This window comes from Pararhizobium sp. DWP1-1-3, from assembly GCF_049896125.1.
Taxonomy (GTDB): domain Bacteria; phylum Pseudomonadota; class Alphaproteobacteria; order Rhizobiales; family Rhizobiaceae; genus Pararhizobium.
In genome coordinates this window covers 630,235-645,363 of the sequence record NZ_JAFCTR010000001.1, presented here as the reverse complement: position 1 = coordinate 645,363, position 15,129 = coordinate 630,235, and the positions used below count along the sequence as shown (strand labels likewise).

At 59.8% G+C, this 15,129-nt stretch carries 13 protein-coding genes; 4 read left to right on the top strand and 9 right to left on the bottom strand.

Annotated elements, in window-relative coordinates; translation table 11 throughout:
• Positions 1-57: 57 nt before the first annotated feature.
• On the bottom strand, positions 58-1,164 hold the full coding sequence (locus ACP7BS_RS03190) for a TRAP transporter substrate-binding protein (protein WP_426228005.1): 1,107 nt from the start codon (positions 1,162-1,164) through the stop codon (positions 58-60).
• Positions 1,165-1,674: 510 nt separating this feature from the next.
• Here ACP7BS_RS03190 and ACP7BS_RS03185 point away from each other — a divergent pair.
• The 4 genes from ACP7BS_RS03185 (at position 1,675) to ACP7BS_RS03170 (ending at position 5,496) form a co-directional block, all read left to right on the top strand.
• The gene (locus ACP7BS_RS03185) at positions 1,675-2,652 is read left to right on the top strand and encodes a sulfate ABC transporter substrate-binding protein (protein ID WP_426236046.1); all 978 of its coding nucleotides are present in this window, start codon (positions 1,675-1,677) and stop codon (positions 2,650-2,652) included.
• A 98-nt stretch (positions 2,653-2,750) separates the two neighbouring features.
• On the top strand, positions 2,751-3,572 hold the full coding sequence (gene cysT, locus ACP7BS_RS03180) for a sulfate ABC transporter permease subunit CysT (protein WP_426236044.1): 822 nt from the start codon (positions 2,751-2,753) through the stop codon (positions 3,570-3,572).
• Positions 3,573-3,574: 2 nt separating this feature from the next.
• On the top strand, positions 3,575-4,480 hold the full coding sequence (gene cysW / locus ACP7BS_RS03175) for a sulfate ABC transporter permease subunit CysW (RefSeq protein WP_426236042.1): 906 nt from the start codon (positions 3,575-3,577) through the stop codon (positions 4,478-4,480).
• Positions 4,477-5,496 carry a sulfate/molybdate ABC transporter ATP-binding protein gene (locus ACP7BS_RS03170; protein ID WP_426236040.1) on the top strand — a complete coding sequence of 340 codons (1,020 nt, stop codon included), beginning with the start codon at positions 4,477-4,479 and terminating at the stop codon, positions 5,494-5,496. The genes cysW and ACP7BS_RS03170 overlap by 4 nt, the downstream gene beginning before the upstream one ends.
• Positions 5,497-5,575: 79 nt before the next feature.
• On the opposite strand, the gene mgrA is transcribed toward ACP7BS_RS03170, so the two are convergent.
• The 8 genes from mgrA to ACP7BS_RS03130 form a co-directional block, all read right to left on the bottom strand.
• A complete protein-coding gene (gene mgrA / locus ACP7BS_RS03165; protein WP_426236038.1) occupies positions 5,576-6,607 on the bottom strand; it encodes an L-glyceraldehyde 3-phosphate reductase in 1,032 nt (343 codons plus the stop codon).
• Positions 6,608-6,794: 187 nt separating this feature from the next.
• Positions 6,795-7,928, bottom strand: coding sequence for a Gfo/Idh/MocA family protein (locus ACP7BS_RS03160; protein WP_426228542.1), 1,134 nt, complete (start codon positions 7,926-7,928; stop codon positions 6,795-6,797).
• A gap of 29 nt (positions 7,929-7,957) precedes the next feature.
• Positions 7,958-8,719, bottom strand: a complete 762-nt coding sequence (locus ACP7BS_RS03155; RefSeq protein ID WP_426236037.1) for a sugar phosphate isomerase/epimerase family protein — start codon at positions 8,717-8,719, stop codon at positions 7,958-7,960.
• 22 nt (positions 8,720-8,741) lie between these two features.
• On the bottom strand, positions 8,742-9,431 hold the full coding sequence (locus ACP7BS_RS03150) for a D-lyxose/D-mannose family sugar isomerase (protein ID WP_426227991.1): 690 nt from the start codon (positions 9,429-9,431) through the stop codon (positions 8,742-8,744).
• Positions 9,432-9,440: 9 nt separating this feature from the next.
• Entirely contained in the window at positions 9,441-11,906 is a 2,466-nt protein-coding gene (locus tag ACP7BS_RS03145; RefSeq protein ID WP_426236035.1) for a beta-mannosidase, read from the bottom strand.
• A 191-nt stretch (positions 11,907-12,097) separates the two neighbouring features.
• Entirely contained in the window at positions 12,098-13,183 is a 1,086-nt protein-coding gene (locus ACP7BS_RS03140) for an ABC transporter ATP-binding protein (RefSeq protein WP_426227987.1), read from the bottom strand.
• Between the two features lie 4 nt (positions 13,184-13,187).
• Positions 13,188-14,036, bottom strand: a complete 849-nt coding sequence (locus tag ACP7BS_RS03135) for a carbohydrate ABC transporter permease (protein ID WP_426228540.1) — start codon at positions 14,034-14,036, stop codon at positions 13,188-13,190.
• A gap of 85 nt (positions 14,037-14,121) precedes the next feature.
• Positions 14,122-15,024 carry a carbohydrate ABC transporter permease gene (locus ACP7BS_RS03130; protein WP_426227985.1) on the bottom strand — a complete coding sequence of 301 codons (903 nt, stop codon included), beginning with the start codon at positions 15,022-15,024 and terminating at the stop codon, positions 14,122-14,124.
• Positions 15,025-15,129 lie beyond the last annotated feature (105 nt).

The following is a 15,129-nucleotide window of genomic DNA, read 5'->3' as shown; positions in this document are numbered from 1 at the left end:
CCCCGAAGCCTCTCAGCTTCGGGGTTTTTCGTTTCCGTGACGGTATCCGAGCAGCGCTTACAGTTTGCCGCCGCGCTGCTGGATCATCATGAACGTGTCGTAGTTGTATTCGGCGATCTGCGCATTGAGGTAATACTCGCCACGGAAGGCCTTGATCGAGTCCCAGATCTTCTTGAAGGTCGGGTTCGTCGCTTCCATCTCGGCATAGACCTCATTGGCCTTGTCGAAGCAGGCTGCCAGGATTTCCGGGCTGAACGGGCTGAGCTTGGCGCCGGCTGCAACCAGACGCTTGATCGCGGCCGGGTTCAGATAGTCGTATTTCTGCAGCATGTTGGCGTCGGTCGCCTGGCAGGCGGTGCGCAGCAGCGACTGATAGTTCTTCGGCAGGCCATCGAAAGCTGCCTTGTTGAACATCGCATGGACCGTCGGTCCACCTTCCCACCAGCCGGGATAGTAGTAATACGGCGCCACCTTGTAGAAGCCGAGCTTCTCGTCGTCATAGGGGCCGACCCATTCGGCCGCGTCGATCGTACCCTTTTCCAGCGACGGATAGATGTCGCCGCCGGCGATCTGCTGCGGCACGACGCCGAGCTTTTCGACGACCTTGCCGGCAAAGCCGCCGATGCGCATCTTCAGGCCCTGCATATCGGCAACAGTCTTGATTTCCTTGCGGAACCAGCCGCCCATCTGCACCCCGGTATTGCCGCCCGGATAACCGACGAGCCCCTGCGTTGCCAGGAATTCGTTGAACATCTCAATGCCGCCGCCATGGTAATGCCAAGCGTTCATGCCGCGCGCATTGAGCGCGAACGGAACGGCGGCACCCAGCGCCCAGACCGGGTCCTTGCCCCAGTAGTAGTAAGAGACCGTGTGGCAGGCTTCGACCGTGCCGGCAGCGGCGGCATCGGCAGCCTGCAGCCCCGGAACGAGTTCACCGGCGGCGAAGACCTGAATCTTGAAGTTGCCGTCCGTGGCGTCGGACAGATATTTCGACAGCACTTCAGCACCGCCATAGATCGTGTCGAGCGACTTCGGGAACGACGATGCCAGGCGCCAGTTGATCTTCGGATTGCTCTGGGCAATGGCAGGCGCTGCGAGCGTCGTGGCAGCAGCGGCGCCGACGCCACCGAGAGCCGCGCGCTTGATGAATAGACGGCGATCCATGTTCTCTCCTCTGTTGTCGCGGACAGCCGGCAAAGCCGGACCTGCTCCTCCCCGCGGGCACAAACCGCACCGGCCGATATCGGCCGGTCAAAAACGGATATGCGCAATCTCAATCCATTTTATCCGGACACACGATTTCCACGGAATCCGCGTGCCTCCATCCGGCAGATTACACGCTCACCCCCTCATGTCCAGCCGTGCGGGAAAATGACGATCTTCGACTTTTGTCTAAAGCAACCGTCAATGTTTGCAGCGGCTTACGCAAAGTTGATCAGAGCAGTCCCGCTACAACGAAATCTGTGAAGAGAAATCGGCAAACTATTGAAACAGCTAATATACCGGATTCGGAAGTCCAGGCCGATTTTTACCCGTTAAAGGCCACCGTTTCGCGATTGCAGACTTTCCGGCAATATTTTTCCAATGTGATGGAAACATTCACAGAAGGGTTCCTCGGCACGCGCACGCACCCGCCCTATGCTCCAGCCGAAATCAAATCTCGGGGAGTTCTTCATGAAACGTCTACTGCTCATCGGTGTCGCGCTTGCGGCCTTGACCGCTCCGGCCGCCGCTGCAGACAAGCTGCTCAATGCATCCTACGACATTTCCCGTGAATTGTTCGAACAGGTCAACGAAGCCTTCATCGCTGCCCATCCCGGCGTTACCATCGACCAATCGCATGGCGGCTCGTCCAAGCAGGCCCGCGCCATCCTCGAAGGTCTTGAGGCCGACGTTGTGACCTTCAACCAGGTGACCGACGTCGATGCTCTGGTGAAGGGTGGCTTCGTTTCGGAAGACTGGAAGAGCGACTTCGCCAACAACGCGTCGCCATTCTACTCCTTCCCGTCCTTCCTGGTCCGCGAGGGAAATCCGAAGGGCATCAAGGACTGGAACGATCTGGCGCGCGATGACGTCAAGGTGATTTTCCCGAACCCGAAGACATCGGGCAACGCCCGGTACACTTATCTGGCGGCCACAGCCTATGCGAAAGAAAAATTTGCCAACGATCCGGCCAAGGTCGAAGAATTCGTCAAGAAGATCTTTGACAACGTTCCGGTATTCGATACCGGCGGACGTGCGGCCACAACCACCTTCGTCGAGCGCGAAACCGGCGATGTGCTGATCACCTTTGAAGCCGAAACCAAGGGCATTGCCAAGGAATTCGGCGAAGACAAGTTCGACATCGTCACGCCGTCGGTCAGCCTTCTCGCCGAGTTCCCGGTGGCGATCGTCGACAAGGTGGTCGACAAGAACGGCACCCGCGATCTGGCCAAATCCTATCTCGATTTCCTCTACACGCCGGAAGGCCAGAAGATTCTGGCCGCGAACGGCAATCGGGTCAACGACGCGTCGGTCGCTGCCGAGTTCAAGGATCAGTTCCCCGAGGTCCGCCTGCTCAAGGTCGAAGATGTCTTCGGCGGCTGGGGCAAGATCAAGGAAGAGCATTTCGCTGAAGGCGCTGCCCTGGATAAAATCTACGGAAATCGTTGATCCCACACGCAGAATGTGAAAAACGGAGGCCGCAGCGGAAACCCATTCCGCTGCGGCCTCCCCGTTATTTTTAAACTCGATTTTCAAAGGGCATGTTTTTGGCACGGCGCATTCTTCCAGGCTTGCCCCTGACGCTCGGCATTACACTCGTGTATGTCGCAATCATTGTCGTGCTGCCGCTCGGCGCACTGATTTTCAAGGCTGCGAGCCTTGGTCCGGAAGACTATTGGCGGATCGTGTCATCCGAGCGCGCCATCGCCAGTTATCGCGTCACCATTCTCTGCGCTCTCGCTGCAACGCTGTTCAACCTGGTGTTCGGCATGGCCCTGGCCTGGGTCATCGTCCGCTACCGCTTTCCCGGCCGGCGCTTCATCGATGCCCTGGTGGACCTGCCCTTCGCCTTGCCGACCGCCGTTGCCGGCATTGCGCTGACGACGCTGTTTGCCTCGAATGGCTGGTTCGGCGCGCCGCTTGCCGCTATCGGCATCAAGGTTGCCTACACGCCGCTCGGCATCATCATCGCCATGGCCTTTACAAGCCTGCCCTTCATTGTGCGCACGGTGCAGCCGGTGCTGGAAGAGCTTGATCCGGCGCTGGAGGAAGCGGGCCAGACACTCGGCGCCAGCGACCTGGAAATCTTTTTGCGGGTGATCCTGCCGCAATTGGCGCCGGCGCTGCTGGCCGGATTGTCGCTCTCGTTCGCCCGCAGCCTCGGCGAGTTCGGCGCCATCATCTTCATCGCAGGGAACCAGCCGTTCGACACGGAAATCACCGCCCTCCTCGCCTTCATCCGGCTGGAAGAATACGACTATCCCGCATCGGCGGCTATTGCCTCGGTGATGCTGATTGCCGCCTTCACGATGCTGGCCGTCACCAACCTCCTGCAGACCCGCGCCCTGCGTTACACGGTAAAGGGTTGATCATGGCCAAAGCCCAAGCCAGAACCAAGACCAGGCGCCCGCCGCGGATCGGCGAAGTGCCACTGTTTCGCAACACGATGATCGCCATCGTGCTGACGCTGGTGGCCCTGGTGATCATCGCACCGCTCGCCGTCATCGGCTTCGAAGCCTTCTCCAAGGGCATTGCCTATTTCGGCAAGACCATCACTAATTCCGACACCCGTCATGCCATCCTGATGACGGCAATGACGGCACTGATCGCCGTTCCCATCAACACCGCATTCTGCGTGGCAGCGGCCTGGGCCATCACCAAGTTCGACTTCCCGGGGCGTCGCCTGCTGTTGATCGTCATCGAGATCCCCTTCTCGGTGTCGCCGATCGTTGCCGGCGTCGCCTATCTGTTCGTCTATGGCCTGCAGGGTCTGTTCGGCGAGACGCTGCAATCGGCCGACGTCAAAATCCTCTTCGCCCTGCCCGGCATCGTGCTTGCTAGCATGTTTGTGACCGCCCCCTTCGTTGCCCGTGAACTCATTCCACTGATGCAGGCGCAGGGCCGCGATCTGGAAGAAGCGGCCACCTCGCTCGGCGCCAGCGGCTGGCAGACATTTTTCTTCGTGACGCTGCCCAACATCAAATGGGCGCTGCTCTACGGCGTCATTCTCTGCAATTCGCGGGTGATGGGCGAGTTCGGCGCCGTCTCGGTGGTGTCCGGTAATATTCGCGGCCAGACCAACACGCTGCCGCTGCATATCGAACTGCTCTATCACGACTATAATGCTGTCGGCGCCTTTGCCGCCGCATCGATCCTTGCAGCACTTGCCGTCGTTACCCTGATTGCCAAGGTGGCGCTGGAGCGCCGGGGGGCCGGCCGCGTCCGCCGCCCATCGCTTGCCGGTACAGCGCCAAACATTTCGGAGACCACACCGTGAAAATCCGCCTCGACACCGTCGTCAAGACATTCGACACGTTTCGCGCCGTGCATGGCGTCTCGCTCGACATCGAAAGCGGCGAACTGGTGGCGCTGCTTGGGCCCTCCGGTTCCGGCAAGACGACGATCCTGCGTATGGTGGCGGGCCTCGAATTTCCCGATGGCGGCGCCATCTATTTCGGCGACGAGAATGCCACCGATATCGAAGTGCGCCATCGCGGCGTCGGTTTCGTGTTCCAGCACTACGCGCTGTTCCCGCATATGACCGTCGGCGAAAACATCGCCTTCGGCATGAAGGTGTCGAAGACCAAACGTTCGTCTGCAGAGATTGCCAGCCGGGTCGCGCATCTGCTGCGTCTCGTGCAGCTTGAAGGCCTTGAAGACCGTTTCCCGGCCCAGATTTCCGGCGGCCAACGGCAGCGCGTGGCGCTTGCCCGGGCGCTCGCCGTCGATCCGAAGGTGCTTTTGCTCGACGAACCGTTCGGGGCGCTCGATGCCAATGTGCGGCGCGACCTGCGCCGCTGGCTGCGCAAGATCCACGATGAACTCGGCATCACCACCCTGTTCGTCACCCACGACCAGGCCGAAGCGCTCGACCTCGCCGACCGCGTCGTCATTCTCGACAAGGGCAGGATCGTCCAGACCGGAACGCCGGAAGAAGTCTGCCGCGCCCCGGCCAGCGCCTTCGTGATGAATTTTCTTGGCGACGCCAACCGCTTGAAGGTAACGGTTTCAAACGAAAAGGCCGAAATCCAGAACGTCGCCTTCGATGCGCCCGATATCGCCAACGGCCCGGCCGAGCTCTTCTTCCGGCCGGCCGACGTGACATGGCGCGAAGACGGCCACGGCATTCAGGCAACCATCGCCCGCGTTATCGACCGGCCCGATTCCAAACGTGTGCTTGCCCTGACGGTCGATGGTCAGTCCATCGAGTTCGACGCCGCCCCGGAGTTCCCATTCCGCACCGATGCGCGCGGCTTCGTCGATATCCGCCGCCCGCGCGTCTATCCGGCTTGAATAGGCTCCATGAATGCGAAAGGAACCGGATCTTGCGACCCGGTGCCTTTTTCTATTGCGTGAGGAGGTAAGCCGATGCTTAGTCGCGCTCGGCCGAGGAGGCCCACAGGTTGATGTCGGCTTCCTTGGCGTAGGCGTCGATCTCGGCCAGTTCTTCCGCCGTGAACGTGTCGTTCTTCAGCGCTGCCACGCAATCGACGATCTGCGAGGAACGGCTGGCGCCGATCAGGGCTGAGGTGATGCGGCCGCCGCGCAGGACCCAGGCGATCGCCATCTGCGCCAGCGTCTGGCCGCGCTTTTCGGCGATCTCGTTGAGTTTCTTGATGTTGTCGATGATCGACGGGCGAATGAAATCCTTCTTGAGGAAGTGGTTCTGCGCCGCGCGGCTGTCGGTTGGGATACCGCCGAGATATTTGGTCGTCAGCATGCCCTGCGCCAAAGGCGAAAACACGATCGAACCGATGCCGAGGTCTTCCAGCGTATCGACCAGGCCGTCATCCTCGACCCAACGGTTGAGCATCGAATAGCTTGGCTGATGGATGATCAGCGGCGTACCGAGATCCTTCAGGATCGCGGCGGCTTCGCGGGTGCGCTGCGAATTGTAGGAGGAAATGCCGACATACAGCGCCCGGCCCGAGCGGACGATATGGTCGAGCGCGCCGCAGGTTTCTTCCAGCGGCGTTTCGGGATCGAAGCGGTGCGAATAGAAGATATCGACGTAATCGAGACCCATGCGGGCAAGGCTCTGGTCGCAGGAGGCGATCATGTATTTGCGGCTGCCCCATTCGCCATAAGGACCCGGCCACATGTCGTAGCCAGCCTTGGACGAGATGATCAACTCGTCGCGCAGACCGACAAAATCGGTGCGCAGGATTTCGCCGAATGCGGTTTCGGCAGCGCCTGGAGGCGGGCCGTAATTGTTGGCGAGGTCGAAATGAGTGATGCCGAGATCAAACGCCGTGCGGCACATGTCGAGCTTGCGCTCATGCGGCGTCTGATGGCCGAAATTATGCCAGAGGCCGAGCGAGATCGCCGGCAGCTTCAGCCCGGTCTTGCCGCAGCGATTGTACTTCATCGTCTCATAGCGATTATCAGCCGGTTGCCAGCTCATCGTTTTATCCTGCCCTGTTTTTGAAAATGGAATTCCCGGAGCAGCGATGCTCCGGGAAGGATTGGGATAGATCCGGTATATTTTATTGCGATGACGGTGCAAAGCGATACTGCCGGTTACCCGCAGATTTGGCTTTGTTTTTGCAATTCCGGACGCAAAACCGATGCGCACTTTTGCTGGAATTGCTTTAACGCAACAGCGCCCTGGCTTCCTCGATGCCGAGGGCTGCCGGCTGGGTGCAGGTCGTCGTCAGTTCGATGAAGCGGCCCTCTTCGCCTGATTTCAGGATCGACACCATGACATCGACGCCGTGCAAAGCCCGTTCCAGCGAGCAACGCGCGTCGCGCCCGTCCAGGATGGCGAGCGCCATGTCGGCAAGCCCGGCGGTGCGGTAATTGGCCATCATGCCCTGCTTGTGTTCCTGGTTGGGAACGGAGAATGGGTGATCCCAGGTCTCCAGCGGCTGGATGTCCTTGTCGCGGCCGCTGGCCGAGACCGTGCCGCCGAAGAAGTTCGGATCCGGTACGAACAGCGAGCCCTCCGTTCCATAAAGTTCCATGTTGGCGTGGTTGTGCGCCCACACATCCCAGCTTGCCGACAAGGTGATCGTCGCACCGTTCTGGAATTCGAGCAGCGCGTGGATATTCGTCGGCGTCTCCACCGGAATAACCTCGCCCTTGCGCGGCTCGCTGGTGATGGTGCGGTTTGGACTGGCCATCGAGGTCAGTGCCGCGACGCGTTTGACCGGGCCGATCAGGTTGATGAGGTTGGCGATGTAATAGGGGCCGAGATCGAGGATCGGGCCGCCGCCGGGCAGGAAGAAGAAATCCGGGTTCGGATGCCACATCTCCATGCCGGGGCTGAGCACGTGGCAGGTGCCGGAGGTGACACGGCCGATCTTGCCCTGGTCGATATAGTCGCGCGCCAGCTGGTGGGCACCGCCGAGGAACGTGTCGGGAGCGCAGCCGACCTTGAGATTGTTGGCAGTGGCGATCCCGCGCAGCTGCTCGCCCTGCTCCAGCGACAGCACCAGCGGCTTCTCCGAATAGACGTGTTTGCCGGCTTCGAGGATCATCTTAGAGACTGGAAAATGCGCGTCCGGGATCGTCAGATTGACGACAATGTCGATCTCCGGATTGGCCAGCAGTTCCGCGATGGTCTGTGCCTTGACGCCAAATTCGGACGCGCGCGCTTCAGCGGCGGCCGGATTGATATCGGCGCAGGCGATAACCTTGATGCCCTTGAAGAGCGGCGAGAGCGTGAAATAGGTGGTGGAGATGTTGCCGCATCCGATGATGCCGACGCCAAGGTCCCCTGTCACGTGTTCCTGTGTCATGGTCTGTCTTTCTCTCAGTAGGTCTTGATCGAAGCGATCGAGCGCTCGGCCGTCACTTTGTAGTCCTTGGGATTGTCGTGCTCGACGATGTAATATTTGGCAGGTGTCGCCGACAGCGCCTTGAACAGTCTGGCCCATTCGACGGTGCCATGGCCGACATCGGCCCAGCCGTCCTGATCCGCATTTTCGCCCGCCGGGGCGATGTCCTTGACGTGCGCGGCTGTGATGCGCTGGCCGTATTTCTCGATATAGGCAAAGGGATCGGCACCGCCGCGGATAACCCAAGCGATATCGGCTTCCCAGGACAGGTTTGGTCCGCCAGCAAAGATATGGTCCTGCGGGATCGATCCGTCGGGCAGCGCCACGAATTCGAAATCATGGTTATGCCAGCCGAAATCAAGACCGGCATCGCGGAAGGGCTTGCCGGCCTTTTCCAGACGCTCGCCAAAGGCTTTCCAGCCGCTCGCATCCGTCGGACGGTTCTCGACAGCAAGATAAGGGCAATAGATCGATTGGATACCGAGCGTCTTGGCGATGTGCAGGGCGCGTTCCGGATCGGATTCGAGGAGGTCGAGGCTGAAATGGGCGGACGGCATGGTGACACCGCTGTTGTCCATGTCGGCTTTCAGCGCGGCAAGAGCTGCATCGTCGAGTGCGGCATAGAGCGCGCCATATCCCTCGACCTGTTTGTAGCCGGCGGCACCGACAGTCTTCAGGACATCGGCAAGCGGCGGGAAATTGCGGGCGCTGTAAAGCTGGAAGCTGACGGTCTGCATGGGAATTCCTCCTTGGGATCGATTATGAGAGCCAGGTGTCGTAGTCCGACACCAAGAGATGGCTCGGCTTGGTGTCTTCTTGGATGGTGGAAAAGCGGCCGACGGGCTCGCGGAAATAATTGTCGGTGAGATCGTCGTTGACGGTGGAAACCTCGCCCATCAGCACATCAGCACCTTCTGCCCAGAAGGCGTGCCAGTTGCCGGGCAGAAGCGTGACGCTTTCACCGGGCGACAGGCGCAGAAAGGCGCCGGCCTTCAACGTCCGCAGGCGGGCGTCTGTGGCAACCACCACATCGGTTGCCTCATCGACATCGCCGTCGGCTGAAGAATTGAACATCTGCAGCACCAGCGTGCCGCCGCCGCGGTTGATGATGTCCTCGGTTTTCACCGCATGCCGATGCAGTGGATTGACCTGGTCCTTGGCCGTAATCATCAGCTTTTCGGCATAGAGCATGCCACGGCCATGGGCGAGCGCTGCGGCCGAACCGTTGCGCAGGGTGAAGAGCACAAGGCCGAACTCGCTGAAGCGGCCCTTGCCGTAATCGGTGATGTCCCAGCCGAGACGGGTGTCGCGAATCGATGGCGTATCTGACGCCACCCGCGTCTTCAGCTCCTCTGGCGACCAGTAGGCAAACGGCGGCAGAACGAAGCCATGCTGCCGCATGAAGGCATCGCTTCGCTCGATAATAGCGTTGACTTCGCTTCGCAGCATGAGGGTCTCCTATCCATTGCCCTGACAGGACTGCAGGTCGTAGCCGGTGAAGACTGGTGCAACGCCAGCTGCGAGCGGTTGCCGGGGCGTAAAGCGAATGACCCGGCTTTCACCAGCCGTCAGGTCGAAGGCATTGTCGGAATAGCGGCCTTCGACATCGGCTTCGATCATCACATGCAAGGCGAGACCGGTCGCGGAGACCGTGACACCATAGGAACCGTCACCAACGGGTGTCGCTGAAATGGACAGCCCCGAAGGCTCAAGGTCAAACGCCTTGTAGGTGCCTTGAACATGATGTCCCTCGCCGCGCATGCCGTTCGAGGCCTCAAAGGACCAGAACAGCACCGCATCCTTGGGAATCTCGGAAGCGGCAATGGTCATCAGCGTATCGGCCCGATCCGGGCTGCAGCTGCCGGCAGCGGCCATCAAGGGCTGTTTTTCACCCGACAGCGAAACGGCAAAAGTCTGCAATTCGACCGTGACCGGCGCTGCCGTGTCGTTGACCATCGAAAAGCTGATGGTCTTGCCATCATCGGACGGGATGGCAGCGACGGCGACCGGCTGGAAGAACCGCCGGGTCATGTAGTGCATCGCCTTCCAGTTGCCGCCGTAGTCGAGGCTGGCCCAGGACGCGACCGGCCAGGTGTCGTTCAGCTGCCAGTAGAGCGTGCCCATGCAATGCGGTTTCAGCGACCGCCAGAAATCGACGGCGGTGCGGATCGCCAGTCCCTGCTGGATCTGGCTGAGATAGACGAAATTGGAAAAATCCTTCGGGAAGCGGAAATAGCGGAACATCGTGGCGGCGATGCGCTCGTTGCCACCGGCATTCTTCTGATGCGCTTCCATCACCGGAGACGCAACGTTCAGGTCCTTCTGCTCTGCAAACTGCCGAACGATTGGCATCGAGGTATAGGACTGGAAACCGAATTCCGAGCAGAAGCGCGGCCGCACGGTACGGTAATTGTCGAACGACTTGTTCTCGTGCCAGACGGACCAGTAGTGCATGTCGCCCGAACCGTCCGCATGCCACGCATCGCCGAAATTAAGCGGGCCGACCGACGGGCTCGACGGCCACCAGATCGCCTCGGGTGCGGCCGCCTTGATGCCGGTCTCAATGATACGGTTCAGACGGTCGTAGGAAACGAGATAACGATCCCTGTCCTTCCGGCTTTCCTCGAACCATGTCAACGCACCGACCAGTTCGTTGTCGCCGCACCAGAGAACGATCGAGGGATGCGAGGACAGCCGCTTGACCTGATAGTCGACCTCGGCTGCGACGTTTTCAAGGAATTCCGGCGTCGAGGGATAGAGATTGCAGGCGAACATGAAATCCTGCCAGACCATGATGCCGAGCCGGTCGCAAATATCGTAGAACCAGTCGGGTTCGTAAAAGCCGCCGCCCCAAATGCGGATCATGTTCATGTTGGCATCGACGGCCGACTGCAACAGGTCCTCGACACCCTCGGGCGTGACGCGCGAAACCAGCGCATCGGCAGGGATCCAGTTGGCACCCCTGCAGAAGATTTCACGGCCATTGACACGGAATGCGAAACGGCTGCCGGCCGCATCCTTGTCGGTCAGCAGTTCGACCGTACGAAAACCGATCTGGCGGGTGACGGTTTCGCCCGGCACCCCGACAGTCAGCTGCGACAATGCCTGCTCGCCACTGCCTGCCGGCCACCAGAGTTGCGGATTGTCTACGCTAAAGACATGGCTGACCCGGGTTTCGCCGGCGTTGACGCCGCAATCCAGATGCTCGTGCTGCCCATCAAGTTCAAAATCGATTCCGACGACGCCGGGCTCCTGGGCAAACAGCGTCACCGTGACCTGAAGATCGATGGCACCGCCCACCTGATGCACCTGCCGCGTTGTCACATGCTCGATGCGGGCGGCTGAGAGCTTTTTCAGCGCGATCGTTCCGTAGATGCCGAGCGGCGCGATCGCGATGTTCCAGTCCCAGCCGAAATGGCATTGCGGCTTGCGCAGCATGTTGCCGTTGGCGATCGGCGAATTGCCGGTCGAATAGGGAATGTAGAACGGCTGAGCTGCCTGCGCTTTTTCGCCGGCGGCGATCGAAGAGCGGATGACGATCCGCAAACGGTTCTGCCCAGCCTTCAGCACGGAGCCGACATCGGGCCGATACCGGCGGAAGGCATTCTCAGCATGGAGCACGGCTTCATCGTTGAGATAAACCTCGGCTACCGTGTCGAGGCTCTCGATGTCGAGATACCAGCTGCCCAAAAGCTCTGACGCGTCAATATCGAACGTCCGCTCCAGTACCCAGTCCTTGTGCGCCACCCATTGCACATCATCCTCGTTGCGGCCGGCATAGGGGTCGGCGATCATGCCTGCCGCTCGCAACGCGCTGTGGACGTCACCGGGAATGGCGATCGTCAGCGCGTGGCTGTTGTCGGACGAAGCAAGCTGCCAATCGCCGGAAAGGTCGATGGCGGTGTTCTGGATGAATGTGGTCATGCGAAACTATCCAATATATTTTCGTGTAGGGGGTTACCCCCCTCTGTCACGTCGTGTCATCTCCCCCTCAGGAGCAGATGACCGCAACCATCAGTGCCTCAATCGTGAGTGTGGCACAAACTCTCGGCTGATCTCCCCCTTGAGGGGAGATGTTCCAGAGGGACAAAGGGGGTAAGCCTCTCCCAAATACGCTAAATCCTGTTCTCCGTCACAGCATCGAACACAGATGCCAACGACATGTCGAAGCTAAGCTTGAGCGCCGTTCCGGGCGCATAGCGCCGGGCGCCGGCAATGCGCACCGATATGGTCTGCCCTGCCAGTTTCAGCCACAACAGATTGTCTGCACCCATGGGCTCCTCGATATCGACAACCGCGTCATGGATTTCCGCGCCGGGCTCGTCGACCTTGACGTGTTCGGGGCGGACCCCGAGAACGACCTTGCGGCCGGCCTCCAGCGGGCCGCGGGCCGGATAGGCATCCATGGCGAAATCGACACCGTTGATCTCGATGACCTTGCGGCCACCTCTGTCCTTGATCTCACCCCGGAAGAAATTCATCGACGGCGAACCGATGAAGCCGGCAACGAACAGGTTTTCCGGGATGTTGTAGATCGTCATCGGATCGGCCAGCTGCTGGATGACGCCGCTCTTCATCACGGCGATCCGGTCGGCCAGCGTCAGCGCCTCGATCTGGTCATGGGTGACGTAGATCATCGTGTTCTTCAACGACTGGTGCAGCCGCTTGATTTCGACACGCAGTTCGGAGCGGAGCTTGGCGTCGAGATTGGACAAGGGTTCGTCGAACAGGAAGACGTCGACATCCCGCACCAGCGCCCTGCCGATCGCCACGCGCTGGCGCTGCCCGCCCGAAAGCTCGGATGGTTTGCGCTTCAACAACGGCTGGATCTGCAGGATTTCGGACGCACGCGCCACGCGCTTGTCGATTTCCGCCTGTGGCAGCTTGGCGACCTTCAGGCCGAAGGACAGATTGCCCTCCACCGTCATCTGCGGATAGAGCGCATAGGACTGGAATACCATGCCGATACCGCGATCCTTGGGCTCTTCCCAGGTGACGTTCTTGTCCTTGATGAAGATCTGACCTTCGGACACATCGAGAAGACCGGCGATGCAATTGAGAAGCGTCGATTTCCCGCAACCGGACGAGCCGAGAAGCACCAGGAATTCGCCGTCCTTGACGTCGAGATTGAGAGTTTGAAGCACGGTGACGGCACCGAAACTCAACGACAGATCCCTGACCGATACGCTGTTGGTGTTCATGCAATTACCCTTTCACTGCGCCGGCGGCGATGCCACGGACGAAAAGCCGTCCGGAGACGAAGTAGACGATCAACGGCACGGCACCGGTCAGGATGGTTGCCGCCATGTTGACGTTGTATTCCTTCACGCCCTGGACCGAATTGACGATATTGTTGAGCTGGACGGTCATCGGATAATATTCCGGCCGGGTGAACACGACGCCTAGCAGGAAGTCGTTCCAGATGCCGGTGATCTGCAGGATCATAGCAACGACGAAGATCGGCAGCGACATCGGCAGCATGATCTTGAAATAGATCGTCCAGAAACCGGCACCATCGACACGCGCCGCCTTGAACAATTCCTCCGGCAGCGAGGAGAAATAGTTGCGGAACAACAGTGTCAGGATCGGCATGCCGAAAATCGAATGCACGATGATCAGGCCGGTCAGCGAGCCGTAAAGCCCCATTTCCCGCAGCACGATGACGATCGGATAGATCATCACCTGATAGGGGATGAAGGCACCGACGATCAGGATGGTGAAGAACAGGTCAGCACCCTTGAAGCGCCAGTTGGCCAGCGCATAGCCATTGATCGAAGCGATCGCGATGGAGACGAGCGTCGAGGGGATGGTGATGCGCACCGAATTCCAGAACCCGCGCGACAGGCCATCGCAATTAAGACCCGTGCAGGCGCTGGACCAAGCCTTGACCCAGGGCTCGAAGGTAATCTCCAGCGGTGGCGAGAAAATGTTGCCAAGCCGGACTTCCGGCATGCCCTTCAGCGAGGTGACGACCATCACGTAGAGCGGCAGCAGATAGTAGGCGGCGGCAAAGATCAAAGCGCCGTAGATCATGATGTTTCGCGGCGACAGCATCGGCCGCGGCTTCTTGCCTTGTGGCCCTGCGGCAAGCTTGGTTGCAGTGCCAGTTTTGGCAGACGGATTGTCGAGAGTTAAGACCTCAGCCACGCTTGCGTCCTCCAAATTCGAGATAGGCCCAGGGGACGACGATGATGGCGACGGTGAGCAGCATCATGGTAGAGGCGGCAAAGCCCTGCCCGAGATTCTGCGCCTGGAACATGTAGTCGTAGACATATTTTGCTGGGACCTCCGAAGCGATACCGGGGCCGCCGCTGGTCTGAGCGACGACGAGATCGTAGACCCGGACGATGCCGCTGGCGATGATCACCAGCGTGGTGATGAACACGGCGCGCATCATCGGAATGATGATGAAAAGATAGGTCTTCCACATCGGGATGCCATCGACACGCGAGGCCTTCCAAATATCCTCGTCAATACCGCGCAGACCGGCCAGCATCAGGCACATGACAAGTCCCGTCCCCTGCCAGAGTGCCGCGATCAGGATGCCGTAGATGACGATGCTGGGATTGTAGAGCGGGTCGAATGCAAACGTGCTCCAGCCAAGCGAGCGGACAACAGACTGAATACCGAACTCCGGATTGAGTATCCACTGCCAGACAAGGCCGGTGACGATGAAGGAGAGCGCGAACGGGTAGAGAAAGATCGTGCGAAAGGTATTTTCGAAGCGGATCTTCTGATCCATCAGCGCCGCCAGCAGGAAGCCGATGACGAGGCTGAAAATCAGCGAAAAAATACCGTAGATGGCCAGATTCTGAATGGATATCAGCCAGCGGGGTGCAGCCCACAGACGCTCGTACTGATCCAGTCCGACAAATGTCAGGCGCGGAAGAAGCTTGGAATTGGTGAAGGAATAAAACACCGTCCAGAGTGTACCGCCGAGAAAGATGACGACGGCGGTGAGTATCATTGGAATTGAGGCAATCTTCGAATGCAGATTGCGCAGCAACTGGTTTGGCCGGCCGGCGTTTGCTTGGCCCGTCATAGGTCAACCCTCCCCTGGATCGCGTTTTTCTGATGAGGACGTGACGAAGCCCGGCATGAAATCACCAAGGGCTTCAGACCGGCCCGCGAGCGGGGCCGGTCTTCC

Coding starts and splice junctions, on each gene's coding strand:
- ACP7BS_RS03145 (WP_426236035.1), bottom strand. CDS start 11,906: ATGACCACATTCATCCAGAACACCGCCATCGACCTTTCCGGCGATTGG.
- ACP7BS_RS03140 (WP_426227987.1), bottom strand. CDS start 13,183: ATGAACACCAACAGCGTATCGGTCAGGGATCTGTCGTTGAGTTTCGGT.
- ACP7BS_RS03155 (WP_426236037.1), bottom strand. CDS start 8,719: ATGCAGACCGTCAGCTTCCAGCTTTACAGCGCCCGCAATTTCCCGCCG.
- ACP7BS_RS03135 (WP_426228540.1), bottom strand. CDS start 14,036: ATGCTGTCGCCGCGAAACATCATGATCTACGGCGCTTTGATCTTTGCC.
- ACP7BS_RS03190 (WP_426228005.1), bottom strand. CDS start 1,164: ATGGATCGCCGTCTATTCATCAAGCGCGCGGCTCTCGGTGGCGTCGGC.
- ACP7BS_RS03185 (WP_426236046.1), top strand. CDS start 1,675: ATGAAACGTCTACTGCTCATCGGTGTCGCGCTTGCGGCCTTGACCGCT.
- ACP7BS_RS03150 (WP_426227991.1), bottom strand. CDS start 9,431: ATGCTGCGAAGCGAAGTCAACGCTATTATCGAGCGAAGCGATGCCTTC.
- cysW (WP_426236042.1), top strand. CDS start 3,575: ATGGCCAAAGCCCAAGCCAGAACCAAGACCAGGCGCCCGCCGCGGATC.
- mgrA (WP_426236038.1), bottom strand. CDS start 6,607: ATGAGCTGGCAACCGGCTGATAATCGCTATGAGACGATGAAGTACAAT.
- ACP7BS_RS03130 (WP_426227985.1), bottom strand. CDS start 15,024: ATGACGGGCCAAGCAAACGCCGGCCGGCCAAACCAGTTGCTGCGCAAT.